This window comes from Amycolatopsis sp. cmx-11-51, from assembly GCF_047608665.1.
In the GTDB taxonomy this organism is placed as follows: domain Bacteria; phylum Actinomycetota; class Actinomycetes; order Mycobacteriales; family Pseudonocardiaceae; genus Amycolatopsis.
In genome coordinates this window covers 205,726-231,619 of record NZ_JADNQO010000006.1, presented here as the reverse complement: position 1 = coordinate 231,619, position 25,894 = coordinate 205,726, and the positions used below count along the sequence as shown (strand labels likewise).

Below are 25,894 nucleotides of genomic sequence, written 5' to 3'. Positions count from 1 at the left end.
GCGACATGGACCCGTTGGGCCCGCCTCGGACGACGTCGGCGTCGTGGTCGTCTTGCTCGTCGTCTACCAGAGACAGATCAGGCAGATCTCGAACCCGCCGCACTCGTTCAACGTGAGATAACCGCACAGGGACAGGCGCACGGCCCGTTCCTTGACTCGAACTCCTTCTCCATATCGGAAAACTACCTCGTGAGAGCCCATGTCCTCGGGTCTACTGAGGGCATGATCGTGATCGAAGACCTGGCCACCCGGCCCGGCCTGCGCGAGCCCGAGCTAGGTCTCGGCGGCGTCGGCGGCGAATTCCTCCAGCACGACCAGACTGGCCTGCTGGCGAAGTCGTCCCATCTGGCCGCTCGCTGGCCGGAGTACTTCCTCGTGCTGCTGGAAAACGGCGTCCCGGTGGCGAGAGCGGCCGCCGTCCCGGTCGGGTTCCCGACGGCCGAGCGCCCGGAGCTGCCGGATCACGGCTGGGACGCCGCCCTGATCTGGGCCGCGGAAGACCTGATGAGCACCCGTGAGACGAATACGCTGATCGCACTCGAAGTGCTGGTCGCGCCAGGCCGCCGTGGTGGCGGCCTGGCCACGAAAGCGTTGGAAGCACTGAAGAAGCGTGCCTCGGAGACAGGCATGCGCAAACTCGTCGTGCCGGTCCGCCCGGCAGGGAAGGAGAACGAACCCGGACTGTCCTTTGAGGACTACATCGCTCGCCGTCGCCCGGACGGGCTGCCGGAGGATCCGTGGCTGCGTACGCACGAACGGCTCGGTGCCCGGTTCGTGAAGGTGGCGCCGTTCGCGATGACGGTCACGGGCACCTTCGCACAGTGGAAAGCGTGGACCGGCGTCGAACTCCGGGACGGCCTCACGACCGTGCCGGGCGGGATCGCGCCGGTTCTCGCCTCCTCGGCGCTGGACGTCGGCGTCTACGTGGAACCGAACGTCTGGCTGGAGCACCTGGTAGTCCGAGCCAGCACCTGCTAGATTTCTTTGGCATGTGCAGGAGCTCGGCATGACCGCCACCGGACCCTCCGGCGACGAGCTGCTGCGGCTGCTGGGGGCACTGGCGAATCCGCACCGGCTGCGGATCGTCGCGGCGCTCCGCGCGGAGCGCGCGTACGTGAGCCAGCTGGCGCGAGAACTCGGCATCAGCCGGGCGTTGTTGCAGCTCCACCTGCGCAAGCTGGAGGCGGCCGGGCTCGTTTCGGCCGCACTGGAGCTGTCGGAGGACGGGAAGGCGATGAAGTTCTACGAGGTGAAACCGTTCCTGGTCGAGTTGAGCCCGGACACCATCGCCGCCGCGGCCCCGACGCTCACCTCACCGGACACCGTCGATCAGGGGGAACGACCGTGAAGTGGTATCAATGGCAGGAGGTCGCCGGGCTGATCGGCATCTTCGTGTTCCTCACCGTGGTGATCACGGTGGTCGTGTGGCAGTTCGGCGCGACCATCCGGGCCAGGGGCGCGCTCGCGCGTGAACAGGAATACCGCAGGCTCGCCGAAAAGGCCGTCCAGGCGCAGGAAGAGACCGAACGCAAACTCACCGAACTCGACGGGCGCCTCGCGGATCTCCAGAAGAGTGTGGGCTCGGTCGAACGGATCCTCAAGGAGGTCGACTGACCACCGGCCGGTAAAAGACCCTGGGCCGCCGAGCGGCAACTCGACGGCCCAGGAAAGAAGAAGCAAAAACCTCGCCCGAGGCATCTCACTCCTTCACGCAAAGGACTGTAGTTCATGCTGCCCGAAAGAATCGCCGCCTGGTCCGTGCGGCACCGCGCGCTCACCCTCGTCGGCTGGGTCGCCCTCGTGGTCATCGCCCTGCTGTCAGGAACGCTGCTGGACGGCGAAGGCCGCCGGAGCACCGATCCCGGCGAATCCGGCCGCGCGCAGACCGCCTTGAACGCCCAGAGTACCTTCGATCCCTTACGAGAGAACGTCCTCATCGAGGCGAAGGACCCCGGCTCACCGCCGTTCGCCGCGAACGAAGAACTCCGGCGGGCGACCGAAGACCTGGTCACCACACTCACCCGAGCCGGCTCCGTCACCGACGTCCGATCACCGCTGGCCTCCGACGGCGCCGAGCGGATCTCGGCCGATGGCGCGTCCGGTCTCGTCGGCTTTTCGATCGCCGGCGAGGAGAAGGACATCCGCCCGAACTTCGAGACCGCGGCCGCGCAGGTCGGCGTGGTCGCCGCCCGGCATCCCTCGGTCCGGTTGGGCCTGTCCGGAGATCTCAGCCTGTCGTCCGTGGTCGACAAGGGCATCCGGGAGGACGTCGAGCGCTCGGAGTTCCTTTCCCTCCCGATGACGCTGGTGATCCTGCTGATCGTCTTCGGGGCGCTGGTCGCGGCGTCGGTCCCGTTGCTGCTGGCGGGCACGAGTGTCGCGGCGACGTTCGGGTTCCTCTCCGTCGTCGACGACTTCACCCCGATCAACAGCGCGACGACGGTGATCACCCTGCTCATCGGGATGGCCGTCGGCGTCGACTATTCGCTGTTCTTCCTCCGGCGGCAACGAGAAGAACGCGCGCGAGGCCATTCCGTCGACGACGCCATCCGGATCTCGGCGAAGACGTCCGGGCAGGTCGTGGTCGTCTCCGGCGTCACGGTCGTCCTGTGCGTGAGCGGGCTGGTGCTCACCGGACTAGACAACTTCACCGGGCTCGCGATCAGCACGGCGTTCGTGGTCGGCTTGGCCGTGCTCGGCTCGGTCACCGTGCTGCCCGCGCTGCTCTCACTGCTGGGAGACAAGGTCGACCGCGGCAGGATTCCCTGGTTGGGCAAACGGCGCACCGCCGCGGAGAACTCGCGGTTCTGGTCCGCGACGGCCCGCGCGGTCACCCGGCGGCCCGCGCTGTGGGGCGGGCTCGCGACCGCGTCGCTGATCCTGCTCACGCTGCCCGCGCTCGGCATGCGCCTGCAGGATCCGACGCCGGCGGAGAGCCTGCCGCGGTCGATGGCGACGATCGACGCCGCCGTCCGCACCCAGCAAGTCTTCCCCGGGGTCGTCTATCCCGCGACGGTGGTACTGACGGCCGAGAACGGCGGCCCGGTGGACAGCCCGGCCCTGCGGTCCGCGATCACGGATCTCGAACGCCGGATCGGCGAGACCGGTGGGGTGCTCAACAAACCGATCGCCGTCGCCGACGTCGGCGAAGCGGTGGTCGTCCGGGTTCCGTTGTCCGGGTCGGGGCGCGACCCGGAAGCCGACGCCGCGCTGGCGAAACTGCGCACCGAGGTGCTTCCCGCGACGATCGGCGAGGTCGACGGCGTCGAGTTCGCGGTTTCGGGCCGCACGGCGAACGCCCGCGACTTCGCCGACCGGGTGATCGAGGGGATGCCACTGGTCTTCGGTTTCGTGCTGCTGGCCGCGTTCTTGTTGCTGCTGCTGGCCTTCCGGTCCTTGGCGGTGTCACTCGTGTCGATCGTGCTCAACCTGCTGTCGATCGGCGCGGCCTACGGCGTGCTCACCTGGATCTTCCAGGACGGCCATTTCGCCTCCCCGCTGGGATTCACGCCCTACGGCGGTGTGGTCGGCTGGCTGCCGATGTTCATGTTCGTCCTGCTGTTCGGGCTGAGCATGGACTACCACATCTTCATCCTCAGCCGGATCCGCGAACACCGGGGCGACGGCGTCGTGGCCGCGATCGTCCGCGGCACCGGCACGAGCGCGGGGGTGGTCAGCAGCGCGGCGGTGATCATGGTCGGCGTGTTCAGCGTCTTCATCACGCTGAGCGCGATCGAGTACAAGATGATGGGTGTCGGGATGGCGGTCGCCGTGCTGATCGACGTCACGCTGGTCCGCGGGGTGTTGCTGCCCGCTTTCCTGGCGCTGCTGGGAGAACGGGCCTGGCGGCCCCACCGTAAATCCGTGGCCCCCGAGCGTGTCCCGGAACTATCGTCGCCGAATGCCTGACGCGCTCTTCGCCCACGCCCGGCTCGCACCGATTTACGACGCCTTCGACGGCGCTCGCGACGACCTGGACCACTACCTCGCCATCATCGGCGAACTCGGGGCGAAGAGAGTGCTCGACGTCGGCTGCGGCACCGGCTGCCTGGCCGTTCTCCTCGCCGGACGCGGGATCGAGGTCGTGGGGGTCGATCCCGCCGAGGCGTCGCTGGAGGTCGCGAAGGCCAAGGACCCGGAAGGGAAGATCACCTGGATCCATGGTGACGCGAAAGCGGTGGGTGAGGCGGGCGCCGATCTCGCGGTGATGACCGGGAACGTGGCCCAGGTCTTCCTGACCGACGGCGAATGGAGCCGGACTCTCGAAGGTGTCCACACCGCGCTGGCGCCGGGTGGGCATCTGGTCTTCGAGATCCGGCGCCCTGATCGCCGCGCCTGGGAGGACTGGGCGGCCGACACCGCGCACGACACCATCGACGTCCCAGGTGTCGGCGAGGTCGAGCAGTGGCGCGAGGTCACCGAGGTGGACCTCCCGTTCGTCTCGTTCCGGTACAGCTACCGGTTCGAAGACGGCGAGGTCGTCACCTCGGATTCGAAACTGTGGTTCCGCGAGCGCGAAGACCTGGAGTCTTTGCTGGCGGAACACGGCTTCCGCGTCCTGGACGTCCGGGACGCCCCCGACCGTCCAGGACGCGAGTACGTGTTCATCGCCCAGCGGGCCTAGAGGTTTTCGCCGTCCGGAACGGTTTTCGGACCGGTGATCTTCACGTCGCCCCGGACGACGACGTTCTTCCCGAAAGTGACGTCGCCGTCCACCTCGAGGCTCGTGCACTCCTTGAGCGAAGGGGCGTCGGGGATGCGCGCGTCGAAGTCCGGCAGGAGTTTGTAGAACTCCTTGCTCAGCGACACGACCGGCGGGGTGGTGGTGAACTCGGGGATCATCTCCCCGCCGTCGTCGAGCACGTACGCGTCGGAGCGGACGACGAGCAGGTCGTCGGTGGTCTTGACCGGGGCGAACCGGGTCCGCGGGATCTCGATGGCCCGCGCGCCCTCGAGTGAACCGATCGCCGCGCCCATCGCCGTTTCGAGCTGGATCACCGGCGTGCTGGCCGAATCGGCCGGGTCGACGGTCTTCCGGTTCACGATCAGCGGCAGTTCCGGCGCGGCCGGGTCGGCGTCCTGCAAGGCCTTCAGGCGTTCGAGGTCGAACCAGATGTTGTTGGTGTTGAAGAAGCGCCATTTCGCGACATCGCCGAACGAGTCGTCACCGTCGGGCACCTGCGCGGACTCGCGCAGGACGATCCGGCCGTCGCGTCGCGCGAGGTGCCCGCCCTTGCGGTCGGCCGCGGTGCCGAGCACGGTCTCCATCGCGAACGGGATGTCCTCGCCTCCGAGCCACGCGGCGATCCGGGCGTCCGGGAGCGCGCCGAGATTGTCGGCGTTGGACACGAAACACCAGCGGATGCCTTGCGCCAGCAGCAGATCGAGCATCCCGCTCACCGCGAGCGCGATGTAGATGTCGCCGTGCCCCGGCGGGCACCATTCGAGCTCCGGGTTCGCGGGCCACTCGGCGGGCTTCCCGTCGGCGGTGATCTTCGGTTCGCGCCCCTGCAGGAAGTCGGCCGGGATGACGTCGTCGGCGAGATCGGGATACTTCTTGAGCGACTCCAGCGACGACTCGCGGGTGCCCGCCGAATTCATCAGGATCAGCGGAAGGCGCGCGTTGTACTTCTTGCGGGTGGAGAGCACCTGCATCGCGATGACGTCGAGGAACGTCTTCCCCGGTTTGATTTCCAGCAGCGATTTCGGCCCGGTGAGCCCCATGCTCGTGCCGAGACCGCCGTTGAGCTTAAGAACGGCGGTGCGGTCCAGGACCCGGCGCGCTTCTTCGGCGTCCGGCTCGGGCAGCTCCACCAGCCTGCTGATGTCACCGAGAGGTTCGAGTTCGTTCCCCGGCAATTCACCGGCGCCGGGTTCGGACAGCTGCTCGAGCCGCCGTCGCAGGGCCGCCAGTTCCATGGCGTGCGCTCCCGCGGAACGCATTTTCGCCAGCGTCTCGGCGTAACGATCGGACAGGTGCGCGTCAGAGCTCATTGTGCCCTTTCTGAACCACTGCGTCGGGGCGTCAGTGTATTACCGGCCGCGGGGCCACGCCCTGGTCCGGGGTCAGCACACCGGTCATCCGGACGTCGTGCGGTTCCGCGGGCAGGGCGCGGACGAGTTCGGCGTCCCGGACGACGGCGATCAGCGCGGCGTCCGGCGCGGCGAAGGAGAGTGACCGGTCGTAATATCCGGCACCCCGACCGAGCCGGACGCCTTCGTCGTCGACGGCGAGCGCGGGGATCAGCACCAGGTCGGCGGTCCCCAGCGTGTCGGGACCGAGCCGACGGCCCGTCGGTTCGAGCAGCCCGCGCAGCCGTCCCGGCCCAAGCGTCGAGGGGCCTTCGTAACCGGCCCAGCCGAGCGGCCCCGGCTCGTCGGGCACGATCGGCAGCAGGACACGTTTGCCCTGGTCGAGAAGTTGATCAAGGAGCAGCGTCGAGCCCGGTTCGGTCCCGAACGGCACGTACGCGCAGACGACCGCACCCGGCAGCGGGGCGGCCGCGGCGGCCAGCGACACCGCCTCCCGAGCCCGATCCTCCGACACCTGTGAACGCCGTTCGGCGGTTATCCGGGAACGCCACTCCGCTTTGCTCAGGTGTTCATTGCCGGGCTTGCCCACGTGGTCAGGTTAGGCTTCACGCCTATGACAGGCGCAGCGACCACCCCGGCGGCACGGACGACGAGGAGCTTGCCCGATCGGGCGATTTCCCTGACTTCGGGCCGCATCACCCCTGGTAACGGTGGTGAACTTCAGTTCACCGACGGGCCTTCATCGCGTGCCTGGTCGAACGAACGGATCGAGATCCCCCAGTCATGACGGAGCCCATCGCCGAAGCGGCCGAGACCGAAGACGCGGGACAGTTCCGTTCCGTCGAGGATCAGATCGCGCTGACCCTGGACGCCGCGGTACGCCCGCGCCCGGTCCGGGTCGCCATCTCCGAGGCCCAAGGCCTCCTGTGCGCCGAAGAGGTCGTCGCCGAGCACGCGCTGCCCGGTTTCGACCAGGCCGCCGTCGACGGTTACGCGGTACGAAGCGTCGACGTCCGCACCGCCGGCCAGGAGCCGGTGCAGTTGCCGGTGGTCGGCGAGATCGCCGCCGGTTCACGCCAGCCGCGGCGGCTACAGCCGGGCCAGGCCGTGCGGGTCGACACCGGCGCGCCGCTGCCCACGCTCGCCGACGCCGTCGTCCCGACCGCCTACACCGACGGCCACCAGGCCAAGGTCACCGTGCACAAGTCGGTGCCGTCCGCCGGTTACGTGCGCCGGACCGGCGAGGACGTGCAGATCGGCGACGTCGCCGTCCGCAAGGGCGACACCATCGGCTCGGCGCAGGTCGGCCTGCTAGCCGCCGTCGGCCGGGCGAAGGTGCTGGTGTACCCGCGGCCGCGGGTTTCGATCGTGTCCGTCGGCGACGAACTGGTCGACATCGACCGCACCCCGTCGGTCGGGCAGGTCTACGACGTCAACTCCTACGCGCTGTCCGCGGCCGCGCGGGACGCGGGCGCCGAGGTGAGCCGCGTCGGCATCGTCCCCGGCGATCCGAAACGGCTGCGCGAAATCGTCGAAGGCCGTCTGCTGATGTCGGAGATCGTCGTCGTCGCGGGCGGTGCCGGCGGAAGCGCGGGCGACGAGGTGCACGCGGCGCTGTCCGACCTCGGTCATATCGACATGACCCGCGTCGCCATGCACCCCGGTTCGGTGCAGGGCTTCGGCAGGCTCGGCCCCGATTCGGTGCCGACGTTCCTGATCCCAGGCAACCCGATGAGCGCGCTCGTCGTGTTCGAGGTCCTGGTCCGCCCGCTCATCCGCGCCGCGCGCGGCACCCGCAACCCGCACCGCCGGATCGTCGGCGCGCGGCTGCTCTCCCCGATCACCTCGACCAAGGGGCGCAAAGGCTTCCTGCGCGGGCAACTGCTGCGCGACGAGGGCAACGGCGAGTACCTGGTGCAGCCGCTCGGCACCTCCGGCGCGCACCTGCTCGCGTCGCTGGCCGAGGCGAACTGCCTGATCAACATCGACGAAGACCTCACCGAGGTCGCCGCGGGCGAGCAGGTCAAGGTGACCTTCCTGGCCCAGCGGGCGTAATGGGCGCACCGATCTCCGGCGTCGCGTATCCGATCGAGAGCAGGCACCCTGGCTGGCCCGCGAAACTCGGGCCGCTCCGGGTGCCAGCCGGAATCCTCGCCGTGCGGCCGGTCAGGCTGCGGGACGCCGGCGAGTGGAGCCGCGTCCGGCTGCGGGACCGCGAACACCTCGAGATGTGGGAACCGACCGGTATCGGACCGTGGCCGGATCGCAACGCGTTCTGGTCGTGGCCGTCGCAATGGATGGCTTTGCGGGGCTTGGCCCGGCGCGGACAGTGTCTTCCGTTCACCATCACGGTGGATGGACGCTTCGCCGGACAGATCACTGTGGGTAATGTCATCCGGGCGTCGCTCCGGTCGGCCTGGATCGGTTACTGGGTGTCATCGGACATCGTCCGCGGCGGCGTCGCGACCGGCGCCGTCGCACTTGTCACCGACCATGTCTTCGATTTCGGCGGCCTGCACCGGCTCGAGGCGACCGTCCGCCCCGAAAACACCCCCAGCCTGCGGGTTCTCGGCAAGGTGGGCTACCGGCAAGAGGGTCTTTTCGAGCGCTACCTCGACGTCGCGGGCGGCTGGCGGGACCACTTCTGCTACGCCGTCACCAAGGAAGAGACCGGTGACGGACTGGTGTCCCGGCTCGTCGCGAAAGGCCTCGCCGAGCGCGTTTGAGCCCATCACCGGGTCGTTCCAGTGACCGCGTTACCACAAACTGTGAGATTCACCTAATTTGGTGATGCATTTTCCGTGATCGAAACCGGCGAGTCTGCGCGGCGTGTGTGACTGTTGTGGCTAGCGTGACTACAGCAGTGGATCGGGGGAGGTGACGGGAGATGCCCAGTTCGGTGATCATCGTCGCGCTCGCAGCGGCATGGCTCGTCGTTCTCGTGCCCATGGTCGCTCGCAAGCGCCAGCAGGTCGCGCGGACGACGGACTCGGCCCTGGCGGCGCGAGTCGTGCGGAGCGGGAGCACACGCCACGAGGGACCGGAGGAGTTCGCCATGGCGGAGAACACGGAACCATCGGTAGAAGACGACCTGGCCGAACTCGAGGCGGAACTCGACGCCGACCTCGAAGACGAGGAACGGGAAGCCGAACCGCTTCCCCAGCCCTCGCGCGGGCCGCAAACCGAAAAAGAACGCCAAGGCGCGGGCTACCGGCCAGGCCGAGGCGGATTCGACCCCGAGGCGGCCGACATCGCCGCACGCGCCAAGTACGCGTTCCGGCAGCGGATCGTCATCTCGCTCCTGGTACTCGTGGTCACCACGGCGGCCGTCGCCGGCTTCCTGACCCCGATGATCTGGTGGGCCAACGGTATCGTCGACGCCGTCCTCATCGGCTACCTCGCGTACCTGCGCCGCCAGGTCCGCATCGAGGACGACATCCGGCAGCGCCGCCTCGCCCGCTACAACAACACTCGCGGCCCACGCCAACCGCCGATCGCCGACGACGAACCGCACGACAACATCGAGGTCGTCGCCACCGAACGCCCGGAAGTCGTGGAACGCAAGCCGTCCCCGATGTCCCGCCTCCGGCGCCAAGCCGTCGTCGTCGACCTCGACGACGAGGACCCGGCCTTCCACGAGCTCGACGAGCCCGGGACCAGGCCATTCCGCCGGGCCTCCGGAGAGTGACCCCCCTCGTTTGGGGCTCCATGAGCCACTGATACGCTCATGGAGCCCCAAACGAGGGGCACGTTTCACCAGGGGCTGTAGCGCAGTTGGTAGCGCGTCTCGTTCGCATCGAGAAGGTCAGGGGTTCGATTCCCCTCAGCTCCACCCTAGGGGTATTACTAGAACACGGGGCCGAAACAACGCCACGTAGTAGGACCTGAAGACTGTTGGTAGCCACGGGGCCACCTCCCTTTTGGGAGGCGGCCCTTTTGGCATTTCGGGGCAGGGCGTCGGTTCGTGGCTCTGGCACGGTCACGTCAGTGGTCCGCCAGTCGCTCTGGACGGCGTGCAGGTGTGCGAAGGGCTCCCGGAGGCTGTGGTCGGCGATCTGGTCGTCATCGACGTAGATGCAGTAAAAGATCGCTTGGTTGAGCATGCGGCGTTGCTGTTCGTCGCATCGGCGGTAGAGCTCTTGAGGGTTCTCCAGCAAGGTGAGCGCGGCTTCGATGAGCCCGGCGCTGTCCGAGAGGTTCTCGGTCGTGGTTGTGAGGCGTTCGCCGAGGCGTCGTCGCTGGCGGGCGATCTCGCGGAGCTTGGTCTTGATCTTGTCCTGCCCGATGGTGGAGTCGGCCGCCAGTTCGATGAGGTTCTCTTCGCGGGTGTCTAGCGCCTTCATCTCCGTGGTGAGCTGCTTGTGGAGCAGTCGCTCGGAGGCTTCTTGCTCGTCGATGGCGCGGGCGACCTCGGCACGGACGGTAGCGATAAACTGGGTGCTGAAGCGGATCGTCGCGTAGTGGTTTTCCACGGCGTCTTCAACGAGGGCGACGTTGATGTGCGGAGCTTCGCAGGTGCCGTTCTGCTTGTTGCGGCAGAAGAAGTAGGTGTATGCGCTGCCACGGGAATTGACGGTGTGCTGGACGATCATCCGCTGGGTGATGCCCGCTCGCTTGCAGCGTGCGCAGAACAGCGAACCTTTGAGGTAGTGGGGGTGCTCGCGGCGGCGTTCTCCTGCTGTGGAGCGGGATTCGAGGAGATCCTGGACGCGGTCGAAGAGGTCCTCGTCGATGAGTGGCTCGTGGCGGCCTTGGACCTCCTCGTCGTCGACCTCCACGTACCCGAGGTAGTAGCGGTCCCGCAACATCATCGAGAGCTTGTTGATCGACACCTGCTTGGCGGGATGACGGCCGGTGGGCCGGGTGCGCAGTCCGCGATCGTAGAGCTCGTCGGACAGGTCTTCCAACGAGTAGTCGCCGGTGATGTAGAGCTCGAAAGCAAGCTGGACAAAGGGTGCACGCTCGGGGTCGACGGCGATGGTGCGGATCTCGCGGCCGTCGAACCGGTCGCGGACGTTGAGGTAGCCCAGCGGGGCGCGGCCGATCGTGCCGCCGTTCTTGGCTTTCTGCTTCATTTTGTACGCGATGTCGGCACCCGACTCCCGCGACTGGTACTCATTGAAGGTGGCCAGGATGCCGTGCATAAGCTGGCCGACAGGTGAGTCGTCGATCGATTCGGTGGCCGACACGAGGGTGACGCCGCGTTTGCGGAGATCAGCCATGACGATGGCGTCGTCGAGCCGGTTCCGCGCCATCCGGGAGAGCTTGTAGACGATGATGTAGTCGACGTCGCCAGCGTTCCGCACTCGCGTGAGCATCCGCTGGAACTCGACTCGCTTCGACATCTCGGTCGCCGTGCGACCAGGCTCGACGTATTCATCAATGATCGTCAAGCCGAGTTGCTCGGCCTTGCCCCGGCACTTGACGCGCTGGGCGGGTATCGAAATGCCTTCAGGATCGTAGTCGTTCTTGACCTGGCCAGCCGATGACACCCGAAGATAGATCACTGCCCGACTGCCCGGCTCCACCGCCTCGGTGACCGTCGATAGGACGACCGGAAGAGCGTCATCCCCTAGCAGTTCGTCGAAGAGATCTTCGTACGCGCTGGTCATCGCACACTCGTCTCGGTCGCCGAGTGCGCGGGCTCGATGAACACGTCAACGAGGTGCAGGCCGAGCTGTTCGATAAGGCGTTGGCACGCCGCGCGCTGCGCGTCTAGGGATGCAGTCGTGACCGGGATGTCTGACGCCACGCGCCGATAGGTGGCGACCCGAAGCTTCGGCTCCGCCGCGGTGGAGGCTGCCGGTAGCGCCGTGGGGAAAACACCCTTGCACGAGTTGTCGGAAGGTTCTGCGTTCGCGCCCGTCATCCCACGCTCTTCCCGTCTAGTTCGGAATGAGAGATCGCCACAAAATGGCTACCACCCGAAAGTTGGAATCTCCGTTTGTTCAATTCAAAATATTACCTCGATATGCCGCGATTCTTTACGCCGCTTCGGTATGGTCGATTCGTTGCCCTTCTGGCGCGACGATTGATTCTCGTGCGCTGAACGAGTCACTTGCGGGCACCTCTTCGTCTTGCGTTGCTGTTGTTGCGAGACTCACGATGACTTTTGCGAGCTTGCGAATGTCTGGCGGATCGTGGCGAATTCCTCGGATCGCAACACGCCGAGTATTGGCGGGGTGGCCTTTTCTCTGCCTTCTCTTTCTCTGCGGAGTCACAGGTCACCCCGAACCGGAACTGGCTGCCACATCGTCGGCCGGGCGCCCTCGTTGTCCGCTGGGCCGCTGAAGGCTCCGGGCGGAGCCACCTCCGGTCGGTTGCGACCGCGTTGGCGAGCCGCCGGTTCGTGGTGACGAGTGGTCAGCCTGGAGCCTGTGTGCCGGGGCTGGCCGGACCACCCGGAACGCCAGCTGTACTGGCTGAACGGGGTAGCCCTCCCGCCGAAGTTCGTCGTTGACTTCCCGCTGCAGTGCGGTGATGGCTTCGATCGTCAGCCCGTCTGGGTAGTGGTTCGCGGCCATCACGCGGCCCGCCGTTGGTCGGGCGGCAGCGCCTTCGCGGAGAGGTCGTTGGCCCCGGCCGAGGCTGGGACACCCCACGAGCGTCGGTCGGCGACGGCGAACTCCTCGGCGGTCACCAGCGGTGGGTGCACCCACACCTCCGACCAGACCCAGTCAGCTCGTGGAGTCGGTTTTCCGTGCTGGGTGCGCCCCCAGACCTGGCGGCCGAGGTACTTCGGGTTGCGCAGGATCGCCCGCACAATCGCCACCGTCCACACACCGGGCTCGCCCGTCTCGGGGTCCAACGGCGCGGGGTAGCGGGACGCGGCGAGTCGGCGACGGATCTCCGTGGTGGACAAGCGATCCTCGCCCCTCCACACGAAAATCATCCGCACCGTGGACGCTTCGACCGGTTCGATCAGCAGCCGGGTACGCCAGCGCGGTTGTCGGCCCACCGGGGTGACTCGGACCCGCCGGGCGCGATAGCCGTAAGGCACGTCCCCGGTGTTGAAACCGGCGCGCACCAACTCCTCGGACACGGTGCGAGCCGCAGCGAGATTCGTGCCGTGGTAGTCGCGCAAAACGTGTTGCCGCACCTGCCACGACGGCGTTGCCTCACCTTTGTCCGGGTCCGTCGCCGAACCGAACAGTCGGGCGCCCATCGCCGTGAGGCGTTGCCCGAAGGTCTGGTGGCCGGCGGTCGCGGCCCAACGCGGAATGCGGTCGCCGGACTCATCCTGCGCGGTGGTGTTCGAAGGCATGGCGGTTCTCCAATTCCGTGAAAGGGCTATGCGGCGGCTGAGTTCTGCGCGCGAGCGGCCGTCCGGCCTCCGGCCTGGCGCGGGCGCGGCGAGCCAGGGCGGGTGCGTCCGGTTCTCTGGCCGCGTGCTCGCGGCTCCTTGCCGCGCGCGGAAGTCGCCCGCGGTCGGGCTGGCGGCCGGGTTCTTCGACGCGCAAGGAGGTCAGAAGCCGGGTGTGCCAAGCCAGCGCGAAGCGCAGGCAGTTGGCGGCCGACACCGCCAGACCTGACCAGAGGAGTCCGTGCCCTGCCTCCGCGCGCGAGCGCGGCAGCCCTGTCATGCCGCACGCTCCTCGGTGACCGGGGTGCCAGACCGGCACGACCAAGGCGAACAGCCGTCGGGGTCGTCCTCCTCCACCGCCTTGGTAGAGACCAGCCGCAGGTGCCGCTTTCCCGGAGCGGGCGGGTCGAGGTCGACTTCGTCGAGCGGCCGACAGGACCGGTGTAGGAAGTACTGCCCGCGCAATTGCTGGCCTTGAGTCGTGGCGTGCGGGTAACCGTCGCGGATGGCCTTGTCGAACTCGACCGCCTCGGCCCAGCCGTCGGAGTCGTTGTCGCGCAGCCAGCGCCAGCCCGCGTTGCCGTGGAACGGACACCCGACGCAGGCGCTTTTCACCGTCTCGCCGAACCCGCGCTCGGCGAGATAGTCGGCGCACCGCGTGCGGTCCCAGCCGAGGTCGATCAGCGGGAACACGTTGCGCAGGTACTTGACGCCGGAGTCCTTGGCGCGGGTGAACTCGTCGGTGCTGATGCCGATGGCCTGCTCGACGTACACCCCGCGCGGCACACGGCGCGGATGCGGGTAGCCGAGCAGTTCGCGCGCCGCCTTCTTCAGCGGCGAAATTTTGTACTCGCTAGTGCATTGCCTGCGCGCCAAGCCACGGCTGCCGTCTGGATTGAGAACGTGCAGTGGCATCGACACGAACCGGTGGGCCGGATCGAGGCGTCGTCGCGGATGTTGCCCGCCGACACCGTGCGCACCGGAATGCCGAACGTCTCCGCGTGCGCACGCAGCCGGGCGAGGTTCGCGTACACCGCGCGTGGTTCCCAGCCGGTGTCGGCGAACAGCGCGACATCGAAGCGCGGAATCACGCCCTCGCAGGCCAGCAAAAGTACGGCGCTGCTCTGGACCCCGGCGCCCAGCGAGAGGCATCGCAAGACCGGACCGGCGTCGTGAGCAGAGGCTGAATTGGTCATGCCGCCTTCGCCTCCTCTGCGTATCCGGAGGGCTCGGTCGAACCTGCGCCGAGGAGTGCGGCGAGGTCGGCGAGCAGCAAGCCGACGGCATACGTGGCCTGCTGCGGGACGACACCGTTGCCCAACGCACGAAGCTGCGCGGTGCGCGGCAGCGGGAGACCCGTCACCCAGCCCGGCTCGAGACCTTGGAGCCATTCGACGAAGGCAGGGGCCAGCACGGGACGCCCGTGGACGCCCGGTTGCGTGGGGAATGGTGCGGGTCGCCCGAGCACCTGTTCCCAGCGCCGCACGGCCGACGCGTAGTCGCCCCAGTCCACCTCGGGTTGCACCGGTGCCGACGAGGCGAGATCCGGGTCGGCGACGGCTACGAGATGCCGCCGCCCGCGTCCGGGACGAGCAGGCGCATCACCGCCGACGGCAACATCAGGTCGCCCTTCGACCCGCGCTGCGCCGGGCAGCCCTTCGTCCCGTCGGTCGCCCGAGGCGTCGGCAGGAACGCCTCGGGGTCGACCAACGGAAGCACCTGCTGCGACAACGGCGGTCGAAACCCCACCCCCGCCCGGCGCCCCGCCGTGCCCGTGTCGGATGCCCTCGGCGTCGGCAGCAGCCGCGCCTGGTCGGGTAGCGACGGACCACCACCCTGCGTCCGGTGAGTGCAGTTCTTCGCGTCCGAGGCGGTCGGTGTCGGCAGCAGCCGCAACTGGTCCAACAGCGACGGGCCGCCCTGTCTGCTGGACGCTGAGATGCCGTTGGAGGAACCGTCGTGCGCGGTCGGGGTCGGCAGCATCTCCGCCTCCGTACTCGGCGGCACCGGCTCGGGGCCAGGCGCACAGGAACACCCGCTCGCGGCGGTGTGCCGCGCCGACGTCGGCGGCGCGGACACTACGCCAGAGCGCGTCATATCCTGCTTCGGCCAGGTCGCCGAGTACACGGTGGAGACCTCCGCCTTTCCAGCGAAGCGCGGCGACGTTCTCCACGACGAGCAGCGCGGGTCGTAGTAGGCGAACGCCCGCCACGATGTCGGTCCACAGGCCACTGCGTGCTCCGTTCTCGATGCCCGCGCGCCGCCTGGCGGCGGAGATGTCTTGGCAGGGGAACCCGGCGGTGAGCACATCGACTGGCTCCACCGTGGTCCAGTCGATGGCGCGCACGTCGCCGAGGTTGGGCACGCCCGGCAGCCGGGTGGCGAGGATCTGAGCGATGTGCGGGTCGGGGTCGGCGCACCAGGCGATGCGTCCGCCGCCGAGCGCGGCAAGTACGCCGAGGTCCAGTCCGAGGTAGCCCGTGCACACCGACCCGACGACCGGTCCGGTGCTCGCGGCGATCGACATGCCCTGCGCCGCTTCGTCCGGCACGGTCGGCGAAGTGGCCGCCCGCACCGCCCCCGCCGCCGTCGTGGTGACGGCGACGAGGACGGGGGCGGAGTCGCGCCCCGACCGGGCTCGGGTGCGGCGAGGCCGGGTGGTCATGCCGCCCAGCTATCCGGCACACCCGACTCGCCGCTCGGGTTCTGGGCGTGCCGCGTTCGGCCGGTGAGGAAACGTCGGGAATCCTGACGGTCCGTCGAGATTCCCGAACCCGCCGGGCGGCGCAGGGCCGTGCGGAAAATCAGCACATCCTCATGGCTGATGAGGTGCAGCGGCAGCCCGGCTTCGCGCTGTTTGCGGATGAAGTCGCGCTGGAAGAAGGATCCGCGCGCGACGAGGTCGTGCTCCGCGGCGCGCGCCAGCAGCGCGACGCAGCGTTCGACGGGGATCAGGCCGGCGTGCAGTCCGCAGGCCAGGACTTGTGAGGGCAGGTCGATCAGTTCGGAGTGTTCGCGCCAGGGGCGGATGGTGATGGCGATGTGCCCGCCCGGACGCAGGTAGGTGGCGAGTCCGGCGAGGATGCGGGTGAACCCGGCCAGCAGCCGGTGGTGCCCGATGTTGGCGAGGTTCCCGCGGTCGAGGGTGTTGCCGTAGAGGTGGTGGTACTTCTGGATGCCTTTGCCTGGGCCGTTCACGACCTGCCCGTGCGTGGATGGTCCGTACGGCGGCGACGTGACCACGAGCGCGGCCTGCCCGACGTACTCCGGCGGGAGCAGCGACGCAATCTGGCGGGGCGTCACCGTGGAACACCCGCCCCTCGTGCTGCACCCCGGCGTCGTGGGCGAGCGCGAGGTTGGCGCGGGCGACGTCGACCCAGTGCGGCTCGTACTCGATACCGACGGCGCGGCGCCCGGCGTGCAGCGCTTCGACGAGCGTGGTGCCGATCCCGCACATCGGGTCGAGCACCAGATCGCCCGGCTCGGTGTAGTGGGCGATCGCGTGCGCCGCGACGGCCGGGAGCATCTTCGCCGGGTGCGCGGTCGACTCGGGCGTGTAGCGGCCCTTGCGCTGGGCCGCCGGGGAGGTCTGCGCGGTCGTCCACACCGACACCGCAACGTCACCCGCCGAGTCGTCGACGACCCGCTCCGGCGGCGTACCTGTGGTGCCGTCGAGGTCGTCGATGAGCGCGCGCGGGACGCGCTGGGTCGGCCCGTCCACCGGGTTCTCGACACGGGCCGGGGCCGGGTTGGTGCCGGTGTCGGACAGGGCGGGCGGGAAGCGGTCGTCGGCCACGGTCGTGCCTTCCTGGCGGTGGTGTCCGGGCTGGGCGGGGTTCGGCACCTGGGCGTAGGTCATCGGATAACTCCGCTCTCGAGCGCCGCGTCGGCCGGGCTCTGGCGAGGCGGCTCGTAGTCATGCGGCTGAGCGAAGACGAGGACGTCGGAGTGGATGCGCCGATGCGGCGCGGGCAGCCCACGTACAGCCGCGCGGTGTCGAGCGCGCGCCTCGTTCCCGGCCGCCGGACCGTCGGGCTCGATGAGGGATTCGGCGGCGAACCGGCCGCCGCGCACCGGCGCGTGCAGGGCCACGATGTGCTGCAGATAGAGCAGGTCGGCATTCTGCGCCGATGCCACGACAGCGCCGGTCGGGTCGATCAGCTCCCCGGCGGGCCAGTCACAGTGAGTGAGAACGACGAGGATCCCGCCGACCCGCAGCAGTCGCGCCGCGACCAACGCCACGAGGTCGCTGGACTGGTCGCCGCCGTGCTCGGGGCGCAGGCTCGTGATGATCAGGTCGTTGTCGGCCGGCGCGTCCTCGGCACCGTCGAACACCCCGTCGCCGACGCCCGACGCCACCGATGGGAAGACGGTCACGGCCGAGCGATCGGAGTCGCCGACAAGGTCGGCCCAGAACGGGCGCGCACCCGGACCGGTGGCGGTCGGGTCCGCCGCGACGCGCACCACGCGGCCGGTCCGGTCAAGCGCCTCGACGGCGGCGAGCGCGTCGGCCAGCGCGTGGTCCGGCTCGGTCGCCGGGGCATGGTCGATCACCCCGTCCGCGCCGACCGGTGCGAGCGGCGCACGGCCGCCGGAGGTCGGCCAGGGCAGCAGGACGACCCGCCCGCCGGACTCGCTGAACGAGCCGACGATCTTGCTGACGATCGGTTCCGGCCAGGCCGTGCCGAGCTCGATCGGCGCCGGACCGGCCGTCCAGACCGTCGCCGGGGTGGGCGTCGCCGTGGACCCGCGCGACCGGGAGCGGGTGCTCGCCGAACCGGGCTTGGCGGGACTGACCCTGGTGGTGGTCGACGCGGTCGGATAGGGGCGGCGATCCCCGCCTCGGCGGGTACCGGAGCGGGTGCTCGCCGGGCGAGTCGTGTCACCGCGCCGCTTCGGTCCGCGGCTCGTGGAGTGGTCGGACTGGGTCATGGAATCCTCGCAGAACCTCTGGGGTGCGCGCCGCGATACGTGGCGCCCTGTGACACCCCCCAACTCCGAAAAACGACCCACTTTTCCAGGGCTGTTACCTAATGTTTATCGCCGAATGTTCGCCGCTATTCGGGGTCAAAGAATGTGTATGAGGCTCGCGCGCGCGTGCCCGCTTAGAGCTTGTGTCGAGCTGCCCGTCGAGCGGGCTCCATAGTTTTTCCGGCGACCTCAAGACGTGAGAGCAGCCGGTGCCGCGTTGCGGCCCGATCTTCGCTCTGTGGGGTATTACCGGATCGCCACCAAAACGCCACCAAAACACTGTTGTCGCAGTTCAAAGCCTATTACCGGCGATCATCAAATGATCTTGTCCGGCCGTCAGAGCGGGCGCGCGCGGGAGCCCTAGATGATCTTGGTGGCGGCTGAGAGTGGCTAGTCAAGATCATCGGTGGCGCTTTGGAGGCCATTTGGTGGCGGTTTCGTGGCGTTTTGGTGGACCTCATTTGGCTTCCTTGCCTGGTCACTGTTTCCCGGACCACGCAAAGGAGCCGACATGGCCCCGAATCGCATATTCCGCCGCACGCCTTTCGAGCGTGACTCGCTGCCGCTGGATTCCGCGCGGACAGCGTTCGAGTGGTTGGTCGCCGGGCCGAGCCCGGTCTCCATCGAAGGCTGGCTCTTCCCCGGCCTGCCCCGCCGGCGGGTACCCCTGAACGAGCTGCGGGACCTTCTTCTCGACGCCACCCTTCCGATGTCCACCGTGGACCCGATCTGGGTCCACCTGGTCACCCGCTCTCGCGACGAGGGCGGCACCTGGACGGTGGCGTGCGTCGGCGTCGCGCTGCCCGCGCTGTTCGCCATCGCCGCCGAGTTGTCCGCGCCCTACGCCGACGACCACCGCGACATTCACGCCGCGATCCTGACCGGATTCCTGTCCGAGCTGGCGAGCATCGACCTTGCCAAGCCGTGGGTCATGTGGCGGCTGCGCTGCGCCGGGTTGCGCGCGGGACACCTGTTCATCCGCGAAGCGCTCGACCGCCCGATGCCCACCGATGAGGACTTCCACTCCAGCGAGCCGACCCCGCCGTGGGGGCACCCGGACTTTGTCCTCGCCCGCGCCGTCGCCGACGGGGCGATCACCGGCGACGAGGCCGAACTGATCGGTTCCACCCGCCTCGAGGACTACACGCTCACCGCCGCCGCGGCCGACCGTGGCGTCAAGGTCACCGCCCTGCACTGGGTCCGCAGCCAGGCCGAGGCGCGCCTGCTCGCCTGGCTCACCGACCAGGCCCCGCACGACGACCCCTCCGACCGCCGCGAGCGCGATGTGGAGATCCGTGCGGTGAACGCGACGGCCATCACCGCCGCCGCGAGTGATGCCAGCCGTGCCGCACTCCGGCCGACCCGAAAGTCACGCACGGTGACCAGGATCGGCGGAAAGTTGTTGGTCACGGTTCGGTCACGCGCCTGGAAAAAGGCCCCCAAATCCGGAGTCGAGGGCTGCGGGAGGACCCCAGCCGCTCCCGCGCACACCACCTCGCTCGACCGCTCGACCGGAACACCCCGGCGGCTGTCGAGCACGACTCCGGAGGTGCCGCGATGCGCCTGACCCATTCGCCCGTCCGCCGCCGGCCAGACCGTCGCAGCAGCGACCGTCGGCCTCGCCGCGGACCCGTCACCCTTCCTCGCGGGGCGGCTCGCCGAGCCCGGCGCACTAGCCCTTGCACCTCTCAGTCGTCTGCCAACGCGCCCGCCACACCTCGGATGTCTTCCGCGTCGGCGGGCCGCCGGACCACCCTGCGGCGGAACCTCGCACTGCTCACCGGCGTGACCGTCGTGGCGCTGTTCGTGCCCGCCTCGGCCGCACATGCGGACACCGTAGTGGTCGCCCTGGCCGGATCCGTTGATCAGGTTCTGACCAACATCCGCAACTGGGTGATGGGCGTGCTCGCCGGTTTGGCGACCGTCTTCCTGTCCATCGGCGGAGTCCGCCGGGTGATGGGCGGCGGCGATCCCGGCGAGCAGGAAAAGGCCAAGGAGTGCTTCAAAGCCGCCGCGATCGGCTACGGCCTGGCCGCGCTCGCACCCCTGGTCGTCACCGTGCTCCAGGGCATCGTGGGGGCCTGAGCCATGTCCACGACCAGGCCCGCCCGTCGTCGGACATCGGCCGCTCCGACCGTCCACAGCCTGCGCTCCGACGAGCCCGCACAGGCTCGCGCGGAGGCCACCGGCACCAACCGGGAACTGCTCGCGCCCCCGGCCGCGAGCACGCGGCGAGCCGGTGGCCGGCGCACCCGGCCCGGCCGATGGGTTCGGCGGCTGCGCATGACGCGAAGCCGAGCGCTGGTGATGCTGGCGCTGAGCCTGGTCGTCCTGCTGGGCGGCACCCTCGCCGTCAGCGCCGCCGCAACGCCCGGTGGTCCGGCCGCGGTACAGCCAGCGCAGCCCCCGCCGCTGCCGCTGCCGACCGGAGACCCGTGCACACCGGACTCGCCGCTTCCGGTCTGCCACCTTCCCGCGCCCACAACCACGCCGCCGCTCACCGGCATCCCGCTGCCGATCCCGACCGGGCCGAGCACGCCGGTCACGTGCTTCCCCGGTTCGCTCCAGTACGAGTGCCTGCAGCCGTCTCCCACGACACCGGCGCCTCCCCCGTGCACGGGGGAGGGCTGCATCCCGCAACCACCGACCTCGGCACCGCCCACCAACCCCGGCACCGGCCAGCCCGGCAACGGTGACAACGGCGAGGCCGACTGCGGGATCACCGACATCGGCGGCTGCATCACCAACGCGATCAACGCGTTCTTCCGGGGCATCGTCACCGCCGCGTTGAACCCGCTCTTGGACTTGCTGTCCAAGACGTTGCTGACCACCCCGACGCCCGACTCGCTGCCGCGGATCGGGGAGCTGTGGGACAACTCCTGGCAGATCCTGCTCGCCTGCTACGGGATGTTGATCCTCATCGCCGGGATCCTGGTGATGGGCTACCAGACCCTGCAGACCCGGCACTCGATCAAGGAGATCGCGCCCCGGATCGTCGTCGGGTTCCTCGCCGGAGCCCTGTCGCTGTGGGTGGCGACCAAGGGCATCGAGATCGCCAACGGGCTCGCCCAGGCGGTCATGGGCGGCGGCCTGGACGCCAGCTCGGCCAGCGAGACGTTGCGCAACCTCACCCTCAGCTCGCTCAACGGCGGCATCTTCATCATCTTCATCGGCATCTTCCTCGCCGGGATGCTGGTCGTCCTGCTGGTCACTTACGTCGTGCGCGTCGCGCTGACGGTGATCCTGATCGCCGGGGCGCCGATCGCACTGATGTTCCACGCGCTCCCACAAACCGAGGGCATCGCGAAATGGTGGTGGAAAGCGTTCGGTGGCTGCCTGGCCATCCAGGTCGTGCAGTCGCTGACGTTGATCACCGCGATGAAGGTGTTCCTCGCGCCCGGCGGGTTCACCCTGTTCGGCCCGACCGTCAGCGGGTTGGTCAACCTGCTCGTCGCGCTCGCGCTGATGTACATCCTGTTCAAGATCCCGTTCTGGGTGCTGTCCTCGGTCAAAGGCAGCGGTGGTCGTTCGATCCTCGGCTCGATCGTGCGCGGCTTCATCGCCTACAAGACCTTCGGCCTGCTTGGCGGCCGAGGCGGCGGTGGCCGCAAGCCCCGACCGTCCGGCGGCGGTGGTCGCGGAGGCAACGGGGGCGGCGGCGGTCGCGGAACGACGGACCCCTACGCCCACACACGCGCCAACGCTGACGGCCAGTACGTGCTCCCGCTGACCGGGGTACGCCGCAGCCGCCCGGCCGCCAAACCCAAGTCCGCTCCCGCGCCGAAACCGAAGCCCGGTCAAGGCCGCCAGCTGGCTCTGCCACTCGGCGACGACTGGCCGGAGAACAAGCCGGTCCTCGGACGCGACGGCCAGTACCGGCTGCCGCTGGACGCCGAGCGGGTCAAGCCGACGCCGCCTCCGGCATCACCCAACCAGCCAGGCGGTCGACGCCGGGGCGGGCAGCAGATGGAGCTGCAGTTCGACCCCTACCGGGGCAATCGGCCGACTCGCTCCGGGCAGTACCCGCTGCCACTGGACGGCGTGCGCCGCACACCCCGTCCATCGAGCCCGCCGCCCCCGGCCGCACCCCCAGCTCGAGCACGCGGCACTCAGATGGAGCTGCCCTTCGATCCATACAAGGGCAATCGGGCCACCCGCTCCGGGCAGTACCCGCTCCCTCTCGACGGCGTGCGCCGCACACCGCGCCCGTCGACCCCGCCACCGGCGACGCCACCGCCGCGACCGGCCTCGCCCGCCGGGCAACAACTCCGCCTCCCGCTGGACCTGCCGAAACCACCGCGGCGCCCCTCGCCGCCACCACCCACGCCCGGAGGTAAGTCGTGACTTCGCCTGTTCGCATTCCCGCCGACGTCGACATGGCCGACAAAGTGATCGGCCCGTTGACCGCCCGCCAACTGGCGATCCTCGCGGTGACCGGCCTCGTGCTCTACGCCGGGTGGACCACCACCCGCGCGGTTGTGCCGCTCCCGGTGTTCCTCGCGCTGGCCATCCCGATCGGGGTGAGCGCGGCCGTCATCGCGCTCGGCCAGCGCGACGGGATCTCGATGGACCGGCTGTTGGTCGCCGCGATCCGGCAACGCATGGGACCGCGCCACCGCGTCGCCGCCCCCGAAGGCGTTCGCCCCGCGCCGGAATGGCTGACCGCCCAGACCGCCGCCACGAGTGCGAGCCGGACCGCGGGCACAGGCAAGAGCCGGTCGGCCAAGGCCAAGAGCAAGGCGCCGGTGCCCGAGCAGATCTCGCCGTCGGCGTTGCGGCTGCCCGCCGAGGCGGTCACCGACACCGGCGTGGTCGACCTGGGCACCGACGGCCTGGCCGTCGTCGCGGTCGCGTCCACGGTGAACTTCGCGCTGCGGACACCGGCCGAGCAGGAGTCCCTGGTCGCGTCCTTCGGCCGCTATCTGCACAGCCTGACCGCGCCCGTGCAGGTGCTGGTGCGCACCGAACGACTCGACCTGTCCGGCCAGATCGCCGAGCTGCGGACCCGCGCGGGCGGGTTGCCGCACCCGGCGCTGGAGGCCGCCGCCGTCGAGCACGCCGACTACCTCGTGCAGCTCGGCGAGCAGACCGACCTGCTGCGCCGTCAGGTGTTGCTGATCCTGCGCGAGCCGATGGGCGCCGCCGGGCCGACCGATGGGCTCGGCGGCCCTGGCCCGCTGGCGGTGCTGTCCTCGCTGACCCGCGGCAAACGCCGCGCGAATGCCGAGAACACACAGGCGAGCGCGGGGGCACGGCGGGCGGCGGAGTCCCGGCTGGTGCGCCGCCTCAGTGAAGCGATGGAGCTGCTCGCGCCCGCCGGGATCGTGGTCACCCCGCTGGACGCCGGGCAGGCCACCGCCGTGCTCGCCTCGGCGTGCAACCCCGACACCCTGCTGCCGCCCTCGGCGGCCCTGGCCGGTGCCGACGAGGTCATTACCACCGCCGGCGGCACCGACCTGGACGACGGCGACCTCGCCGACGACCGCAGGTTCTGGCAGGGCGATGACCGTGCCGCGGTCGACCAGGACGAGTACGGCCCGGACGACGGCGAGGTCGACGACTGGGACTACGGGGACGAAGACGACGACTACCCGGAGAGGGGGCGGTTGTGATGACCACCCGAACGCGGCGCGCCCAGCGCCGTACCAACACTCGGCCCGCCGCGCACCACCGGGCAGCCGCGTTCACGCCGGACGCCCTATCTGTCGGCGCGCGGCATCTCGAGGTCGGCAACGAGTGGGTGTCCAGCTTCGCCGTGACGGGCTTCCCGCGTGAGGTCCACCCCGGTTGGCTCGCGCCTCTGTTGACCTACCCCGGCCGCCTCGACGTCGCGCTGCATGTCGAGCCGATCGACCCGGCCACCGCCGCCGCCAGGTTGAAGAAGCAGCTCGCCAAACTCGAGAGCGGCCGGCGGCACACCGCCGAGCACGGCCGCCTCTACGACCCACAGGTCGAAGCCGCCACCGAGGACGCCTACGACCTGTCCTCCCGCGTGGCGCGCGGCGAAGGCAAGCTGTTCCGCGTCGGGCTGTACCTCACGATCCACGCCCCGTCCGAACGGGCACTGGCCGACGAGGTAGCGGCGCTGCGCTCGCTGGCGGCGAGCCTGCTACTGGATGCCAAGCACACCACCTACCGGTCACTGCAGGGCTGGGTGTCGACCCTGCCGATGGGCCTCGACCTGATCGGGATGCGCCGCACCTTCGACACGAGTGCGCTCTCGGCAGCGTTCCCGTTCACCAGCCCGGATCTGCCCGCGGCCGACCCGACCTCGGTCGCCGCGCCGTCCGGGGTGCTCTACGGCTACAACGTCGGATCGCAAGGGCTGGTGCACTGGGATCGTTTCGGCGAGGGGATGCACAACCACAACTCCGTCATCCTCGGTCGCAGCGGCGCGGGCAAGTCCTACCTGGTCAAGCTCGAACTCTTGCGCAGCCTGTACCGGGGAATCGAGATCGCGGTCGTCGACCCGGAGGACGAGTACGCACGCCTGGCCGCCGCCGTCGGCGGCACCTACGTCCATCTCGGTGCCCGCGACGTCCGGCTCAACCCGTTCGACCTGCCCATCCACACCCGCGCCGACGGCCGCCGGACCGCACCCAAAGACGCCCTCGTGCGACGGTCGCTGTTCCTGCACACCGTCATCGCGGTGCTCGTCGGCAGTGAGCTGGAGGCCGCCGAGCGGGCCGCGCTGGACCGGGGCATCGCCGCGACGTACCAGTCGGTGGGGATCACCGCCGACGCCCGTACGTGGACTCGTCCCTCACCGACCTTGCGGACCTTGCGCGACCAGCTGGCCACCGCGGGCCAGGCCGGCGACCCGGCCGCCGTCGAGCTCGCCGCTCGGTTGCACCCGTTCGTCGAGGGCGCGTTCAAGCAGCTGTTCGACGGCCCGACGACCACCAACCCCGAAGGTCACTTGGTGGTGTTCAGCCTGCGGGACCTGCCCGACGAGCTGAAAGCCATCGGCACGCTGCTCACCCTGGACGCGGTGTGGCGGCGGGTGTCCAACCCAGCGATTCGCCGCCCACGCCTGGTGGTCGTGGACGAGGCGTGGCTGCTGATGAAAGAGAAGTCGGGCGCGGAGTTCCTGTTCCGCATGGCCAAAGCCTCCCGGAAACACTGGGCGGGTTTGACAGTCGCGACCCAGGACACCGCCGACGTTCTCGGTAACGATCTCGGCAAAGCCGTGGTGGCCAACGCGGCGACCCAGGTCTTGCTGCGGCAAGCGTCGCAGGCCATCGACGAGATCACCCAGACCTTCGATTTGTCGGCCGGGGAACGGCAATTCCTGCTGTCGGCAGACCGAGGCCAGGGTTTGCTGTCGGCGGGCACCCAGCGCGTCGCGTTCCAAAGTATTGCTTCACACACAGAGCACTACCTCGTCACGAGCAACCCGGCCGAACTCGCCGGGTACGCCGCGGACGTCGACCCCGGCGAGGCCGACACCGAGGAGCAGTCCTTCGTGGACTTGGGCTTTGCCAGCGAGCAGGCGTATGCGGCTGAGGGCGATGAGTTCGGTTCGTTCGGTGCTGATGACGACATCGAACTCGACGCCGCCTGACGCTGGCCGTCCCTTTTCCGATT

General features: G+C 69.2%; 21 protein-coding genes, 1 tRNA gene and 2 pseudogenes. 15 read left to right on the top strand and 9 right to left on the bottom strand.

Annotated elements, in window-relative coordinates; translation table 11 throughout:
* Positions 1 to 222 precede the first annotated feature (222 nt).
* The 5 genes from ACM6LU_RS22825 (at position 223) to ACM6LU_RS22805 (ending at position 4,624) form a co-directional block, all read left to right on the top strand.
* Positions 223 to 978: a GNAT family N-acetyltransferase gene (locus tag ACM6LU_RS22825; RefSeq protein WP_414939766.1), complete on the top strand. Its 756-nt coding sequence runs from the start codon at positions 223 to 225 to the stop codon at positions 976 to 978.
* Positions 979 to 1,006: 28 nt separating this feature from the next.
* Positions 1,007 to 1,348: an ArsR/SmtB family transcription factor gene (locus ACM6LU_RS22820; RefSeq protein WP_414939765.1), complete on the top strand. Its 342-nt coding sequence runs from the start codon at positions 1,007 to 1,009 to the stop codon at positions 1,346 to 1,348.
* Positions 1,345 to 1,614 carry a hypothetical protein gene (locus ACM6LU_RS22815; RefSeq protein WP_414939764.1) on the top strand — a complete coding sequence of 90 codons (270 nt, stop codon included), beginning with the start codon at positions 1,345 to 1,347 and terminating at the stop codon, positions 1,612 to 1,614. The genes ACM6LU_RS22820 and ACM6LU_RS22815 overlap by 4 nt, the downstream gene beginning before the upstream one ends.
* A 114-nt stretch (positions 1,615 to 1,728) precedes the next feature.
* Entirely contained in the window at positions 1,729 to 3,909 is a 2,181-nt protein-coding gene (locus ACM6LU_RS22810) for an MMPL family transporter (RefSeq protein WP_414939763.1), read from the top strand.
* Positions 3,902 to 4,624 carry a class I SAM-dependent methyltransferase gene (locus ACM6LU_RS22805; protein ID WP_414939762.1) on the top strand — a complete coding sequence of 241 codons (723 nt, stop codon included), beginning with the start codon at positions 3,902 to 3,904 and terminating at the stop codon, positions 4,622 to 4,624. Before ACM6LU_RS22810 ends, ACM6LU_RS22805 begins: the two co-directional genes overlap by 8 nt.
* Here the strand turns inward: ACM6LU_RS22805 and ACM6LU_RS22800 are convergent.
* Positions 4,621 to 5,994, bottom strand: coding sequence for a UTP--glucose-1-phosphate uridylyltransferase (locus ACM6LU_RS22800; protein WP_414939761.1), 1,374 nt, complete (start codon positions 5,992 to 5,994; stop codon positions 4,621 to 4,623). The two genes, ACM6LU_RS22805 and ACM6LU_RS22800, sit on opposite strands and share 4 nt — an antisense overlap.
* 31 nt (positions 5,995 to 6,025) lie before the next feature.
* Positions 6,026 to 6,598, bottom strand: a complete 573-nt coding sequence (locus ACM6LU_RS22795; protein ID WP_414939903.1) for a 5-formyltetrahydrofolate cyclo-ligase — start codon at positions 6,596 to 6,598, stop codon at positions 6,026 to 6,028.
* Between the two features lie 218 nt (positions 6,599 to 6,816).
* On the opposite strand from ACM6LU_RS22795, the gene glp reads away from it, so the two are divergent.
* The 5 genes from glp to ACM6LU_RS22770 all read left to right on the top strand — a co-directional run bounded on the left by glp (position 6,817) and on the right by ACM6LU_RS22770 (position 10,367).
* Entirely contained in the window at positions 6,817 to 8,088 is a 1,272-nt protein-coding gene (gene glp / locus ACM6LU_RS22790) for a gephyrin-like molybdotransferase Glp (RefSeq protein ID WP_005155621.1), read from the top strand.
* A complete protein-coding gene (locus ACM6LU_RS22785) occupies positions 8,088 to 8,759 on the top strand; it encodes a GNAT family N-acetyltransferase (RefSeq protein WP_414939760.1) in 672 nt (223 codons plus the stop codon). The genes glp and ACM6LU_RS22785 overlap by 1 nt, the downstream gene beginning before the upstream one ends.
* A 161-nt stretch (positions 8,760 to 8,920) precedes the next feature.
* Positions 8,921 to 9,721: a gephyrin-like molybdotransferase receptor GlpR gene (glpR, locus tag ACM6LU_RS22780; protein WP_414939759.1), complete on the top strand. Its 801-nt coding sequence runs from the start codon at positions 8,921 to 8,923 to the stop codon at positions 9,719 to 9,721.
* A 71-nt stretch (positions 9,722 to 9,792) separates the two neighbouring features.
* A tRNA-Ala gene (locus ACM6LU_RS22775) sits at positions 9,793 to 9,865 on the top strand.
* A 211-nt stretch (positions 9,866 to 10,076) separates the two neighbouring features.
* Positions 10,077 to 10,367 carry a hypothetical protein gene (locus ACM6LU_RS22770; protein ID WP_414939758.1) on the top strand — a complete coding sequence of 97 codons (291 nt, stop codon included), beginning with the start codon at positions 10,077 to 10,079 and terminating at the stop codon, positions 10,365 to 10,367.
* A gap of 183 nt (positions 10,368 to 10,550) precedes the next feature.
* Here ACM6LU_RS22770 and ACM6LU_RS22765 read toward each other — a convergent pair.
* The 7 genes and pseudogenes from ACM6LU_RS22765 to ACM6LU_RS22735 all read right to left on the bottom strand — a co-directional run.
* Positions 10,551 to 11,645, bottom strand: a pseudogene (locus ACM6LU_RS22765) (recombinase family protein); the annotation flags it as partial.
* 911 nt (positions 11,646 to 12,556) lie between these two features.
* Positions 12,557 to 13,297 carry a recombinase family protein gene (locus tag ACM6LU_RS22760; RefSeq protein WP_414939757.1) on the bottom strand — a complete coding sequence of 247 codons (741 nt, stop codon included), beginning with the start codon at positions 13,295 to 13,297 and terminating at the stop codon, positions 12,557 to 12,559.
* 315 nt (positions 13,298 to 13,612) lie between these two features.
* Positions 13,613 to 14,212: a hypothetical protein gene (locus ACM6LU_RS22755; RefSeq protein WP_414939756.1), complete on the bottom strand. Its 600-nt coding sequence runs from the start codon at positions 14,210 to 14,212 to the stop codon at positions 13,613 to 13,615.
* Positions 14,167 to 14,532 (bottom strand): hypothetical protein, encoded by a 366-nt coding sequence (locus ACM6LU_RS22750; protein WP_414939755.1) that lies wholly within the window; start codon positions 14,530 to 14,532, stop codon positions 14,167 to 14,169. The genes ACM6LU_RS22755 and ACM6LU_RS22750 overlap by 46 nt, the downstream gene beginning before the upstream one ends.
* Positions 14,529 to 16,001, bottom strand: coding sequence for a DNA cytosine methyltransferase (locus ACM6LU_RS22745; RefSeq protein WP_414939754.1), 1,473 nt, complete (start codon positions 15,999 to 16,001; stop codon positions 14,529 to 14,531). The genes ACM6LU_RS22750 and ACM6LU_RS22745 overlap by 4 nt, the downstream gene beginning before the upstream one ends.
* A pseudogene (locus ACM6LU_RS22740) lies at positions 15,998 to 17,195 on the bottom strand (TRM11 family SAM-dependent methyltransferase). Before ACM6LU_RS22740 ends, ACM6LU_RS22745 begins: the two are co-directional and overlap by 4 nt.
* Entirely contained in the window at positions 17,192 to 18,268 is a 1,077-nt protein-coding gene (locus tag ACM6LU_RS22735; protein WP_414939753.1) for a hypothetical protein, read from the bottom strand. The pseudogene ACM6LU_RS22740 and the gene ACM6LU_RS22735 overlap by 4 nt, the downstream one beginning before the upstream one ends.
* A 550-nt stretch (positions 18,269 to 18,818) precedes the next feature.
* Between ACM6LU_RS22735 and ACM6LU_RS22730 the strand changes: the two genes are divergently transcribed.
* The 5 genes from ACM6LU_RS22730 (at position 18,819) to ACM6LU_RS22710 (ending at position 25,871) form a co-directional block, all read left to right on the top strand.
* Positions 18,819 to 19,874 (top strand): hypothetical protein, encoded by a 1,056-nt coding sequence (locus tag ACM6LU_RS22730; RefSeq protein WP_414939752.1) that lies wholly within the window; start codon positions 18,819 to 18,821, stop codon positions 19,872 to 19,874.
* Positions 19,875 to 20,029: 155 nt separating this feature from the next.
* Complete coding sequence (locus ACM6LU_RS22725; RefSeq protein WP_378375863.1) at positions 20,030 to 20,392, top strand: pilin; 363 nt, start codon at positions 20,030 to 20,032, stop codon at positions 20,390 to 20,392.
* A gap of 3 nt (positions 20,393 to 20,395) precedes the next feature.
* Positions 20,396 to 22,651 (top strand): hypothetical protein, encoded by a 2,256-nt coding sequence (locus ACM6LU_RS22720; protein ID WP_414939751.1) that lies wholly within the window; start codon positions 20,396 to 20,398, stop codon positions 22,649 to 22,651.
* Positions 22,648 to 23,919 carry a PrgI family protein gene (locus ACM6LU_RS22715; protein WP_414939750.1) on the top strand — a complete coding sequence of 424 codons (1,272 nt, stop codon included), beginning with the start codon at positions 22,648 to 22,650 and terminating at the stop codon, positions 23,917 to 23,919. Before ACM6LU_RS22720 ends, ACM6LU_RS22715 begins: the two co-directional genes overlap by 4 nt.
* Entirely contained in the window at positions 23,919 to 25,871 is a 1,953-nt protein-coding gene (locus ACM6LU_RS22710) for a VirB4 family type IV secretion system protein (protein ID WP_414939749.1), read from the top strand. The genes ACM6LU_RS22715 and ACM6LU_RS22710 overlap by 1 nt, the downstream gene beginning before the upstream one ends.
* Positions 25,872 to 25,894 lie beyond the last annotated feature (23 nt).

Bases quoted from the DNA above. Each gene is read 5' to 3' on its own strand.
- ACM6LU_RS22825 (WP_414939766.1), top strand. From the start codon at position 223: ATGATCGTGATCGAAGACCTGGCCACCCGGCCCGGCCTGCGCGAGCCC.
- ACM6LU_RS22735 (WP_414939753.1), bottom strand. From the start codon at position 18,268: ATGACCCAGTCCGACCACTCCACGAGCCGCGGACCGAAGCGGCGCGGT.
- ACM6LU_RS22720 (WP_414939751.1), top strand. From the start codon at position 20,396: ATGTCCACGACCAGGCCCGCCCGTCGTCGGACATCGGCCGCTCCGACC.
- glpR (WP_414939759.1), top strand. From the start codon at position 8,921: ATGCCCAGTTCGGTGATCATCGTCGCGCTCGCAGCGGCATGGCTCGTC.
- ACM6LU_RS22820 (WP_414939765.1), top strand. From the start codon at position 1,007: ATGACCGCCACCGGACCCTCCGGCGACGAGCTGCTGCGGCTGCTGGGG.
- ACM6LU_RS22710 (WP_414939749.1), top strand. From the start codon at position 23,919: ATGACCACCCGAACGCGGCGCGCCCAGCGCCGTACCAACACTCGGCCC.
- ACM6LU_RS22760 (WP_414939757.1), bottom strand. From the start codon at position 13,297: ATGCCTTCGAACACCACCGCGCAGGATGAGTCCGGCGACCGCATTCCG.
- ACM6LU_RS22805 (WP_414939762.1), top strand. From the start codon at position 3,902: ATGCCTGACGCGCTCTTCGCCCACGCCCGGCTCGCACCGATTTACGAC.
- ACM6LU_RS22745 (WP_414939754.1), bottom strand. From the start codon at position 16,001: ATGACCACCCGGCCTCGCCGCACCCGAGCCCGGTCGGGGCGCGACTCC.
- ACM6LU_RS22810 (WP_414939763.1), top strand. From the start codon at position 1,729: ATGCTGCCCGAAAGAATCGCCGCCTGGTCCGTGCGGCACCGCGCGCTC.
- ACM6LU_RS22785 (WP_414939760.1), top strand. From the start codon at position 8,088: ATGGGCGCACCGATCTCCGGCGTCGCGTATCCGATCGAGAGCAGGCAC.
- ACM6LU_RS22730 (WP_414939752.1), top strand. From the start codon at position 18,819: ATGGCCCCGAATCGCATATTCCGCCGCACGCCTTTCGAGCGTGACTCG.
- glp (WP_005155621.1), top strand. From the start codon at position 6,817: ATGACGGAGCCCATCGCCGAAGCGGCCGAGACCGAAGACGCGGGACAG.
- ACM6LU_RS22725 (WP_378375863.1), top strand. From the start codon at position 20,030: ATGTCTTCCGCGTCGGCGGGCCGCCGGACCACCCTGCGGCGGAACCTC.
- ACM6LU_RS22800 (WP_414939761.1), bottom strand. From the start codon at position 5,994: ATGAGCTCTGACGCGCACCTGTCCGATCGTTACGCCGAGACGCTGGCG.
- ACM6LU_RS22750 (WP_414939755.1), bottom strand. From the start codon at position 14,532: ATGACCAATTCAGCCTCTGCTCACGACGCCGGTCCGGTCTTGCGATGC.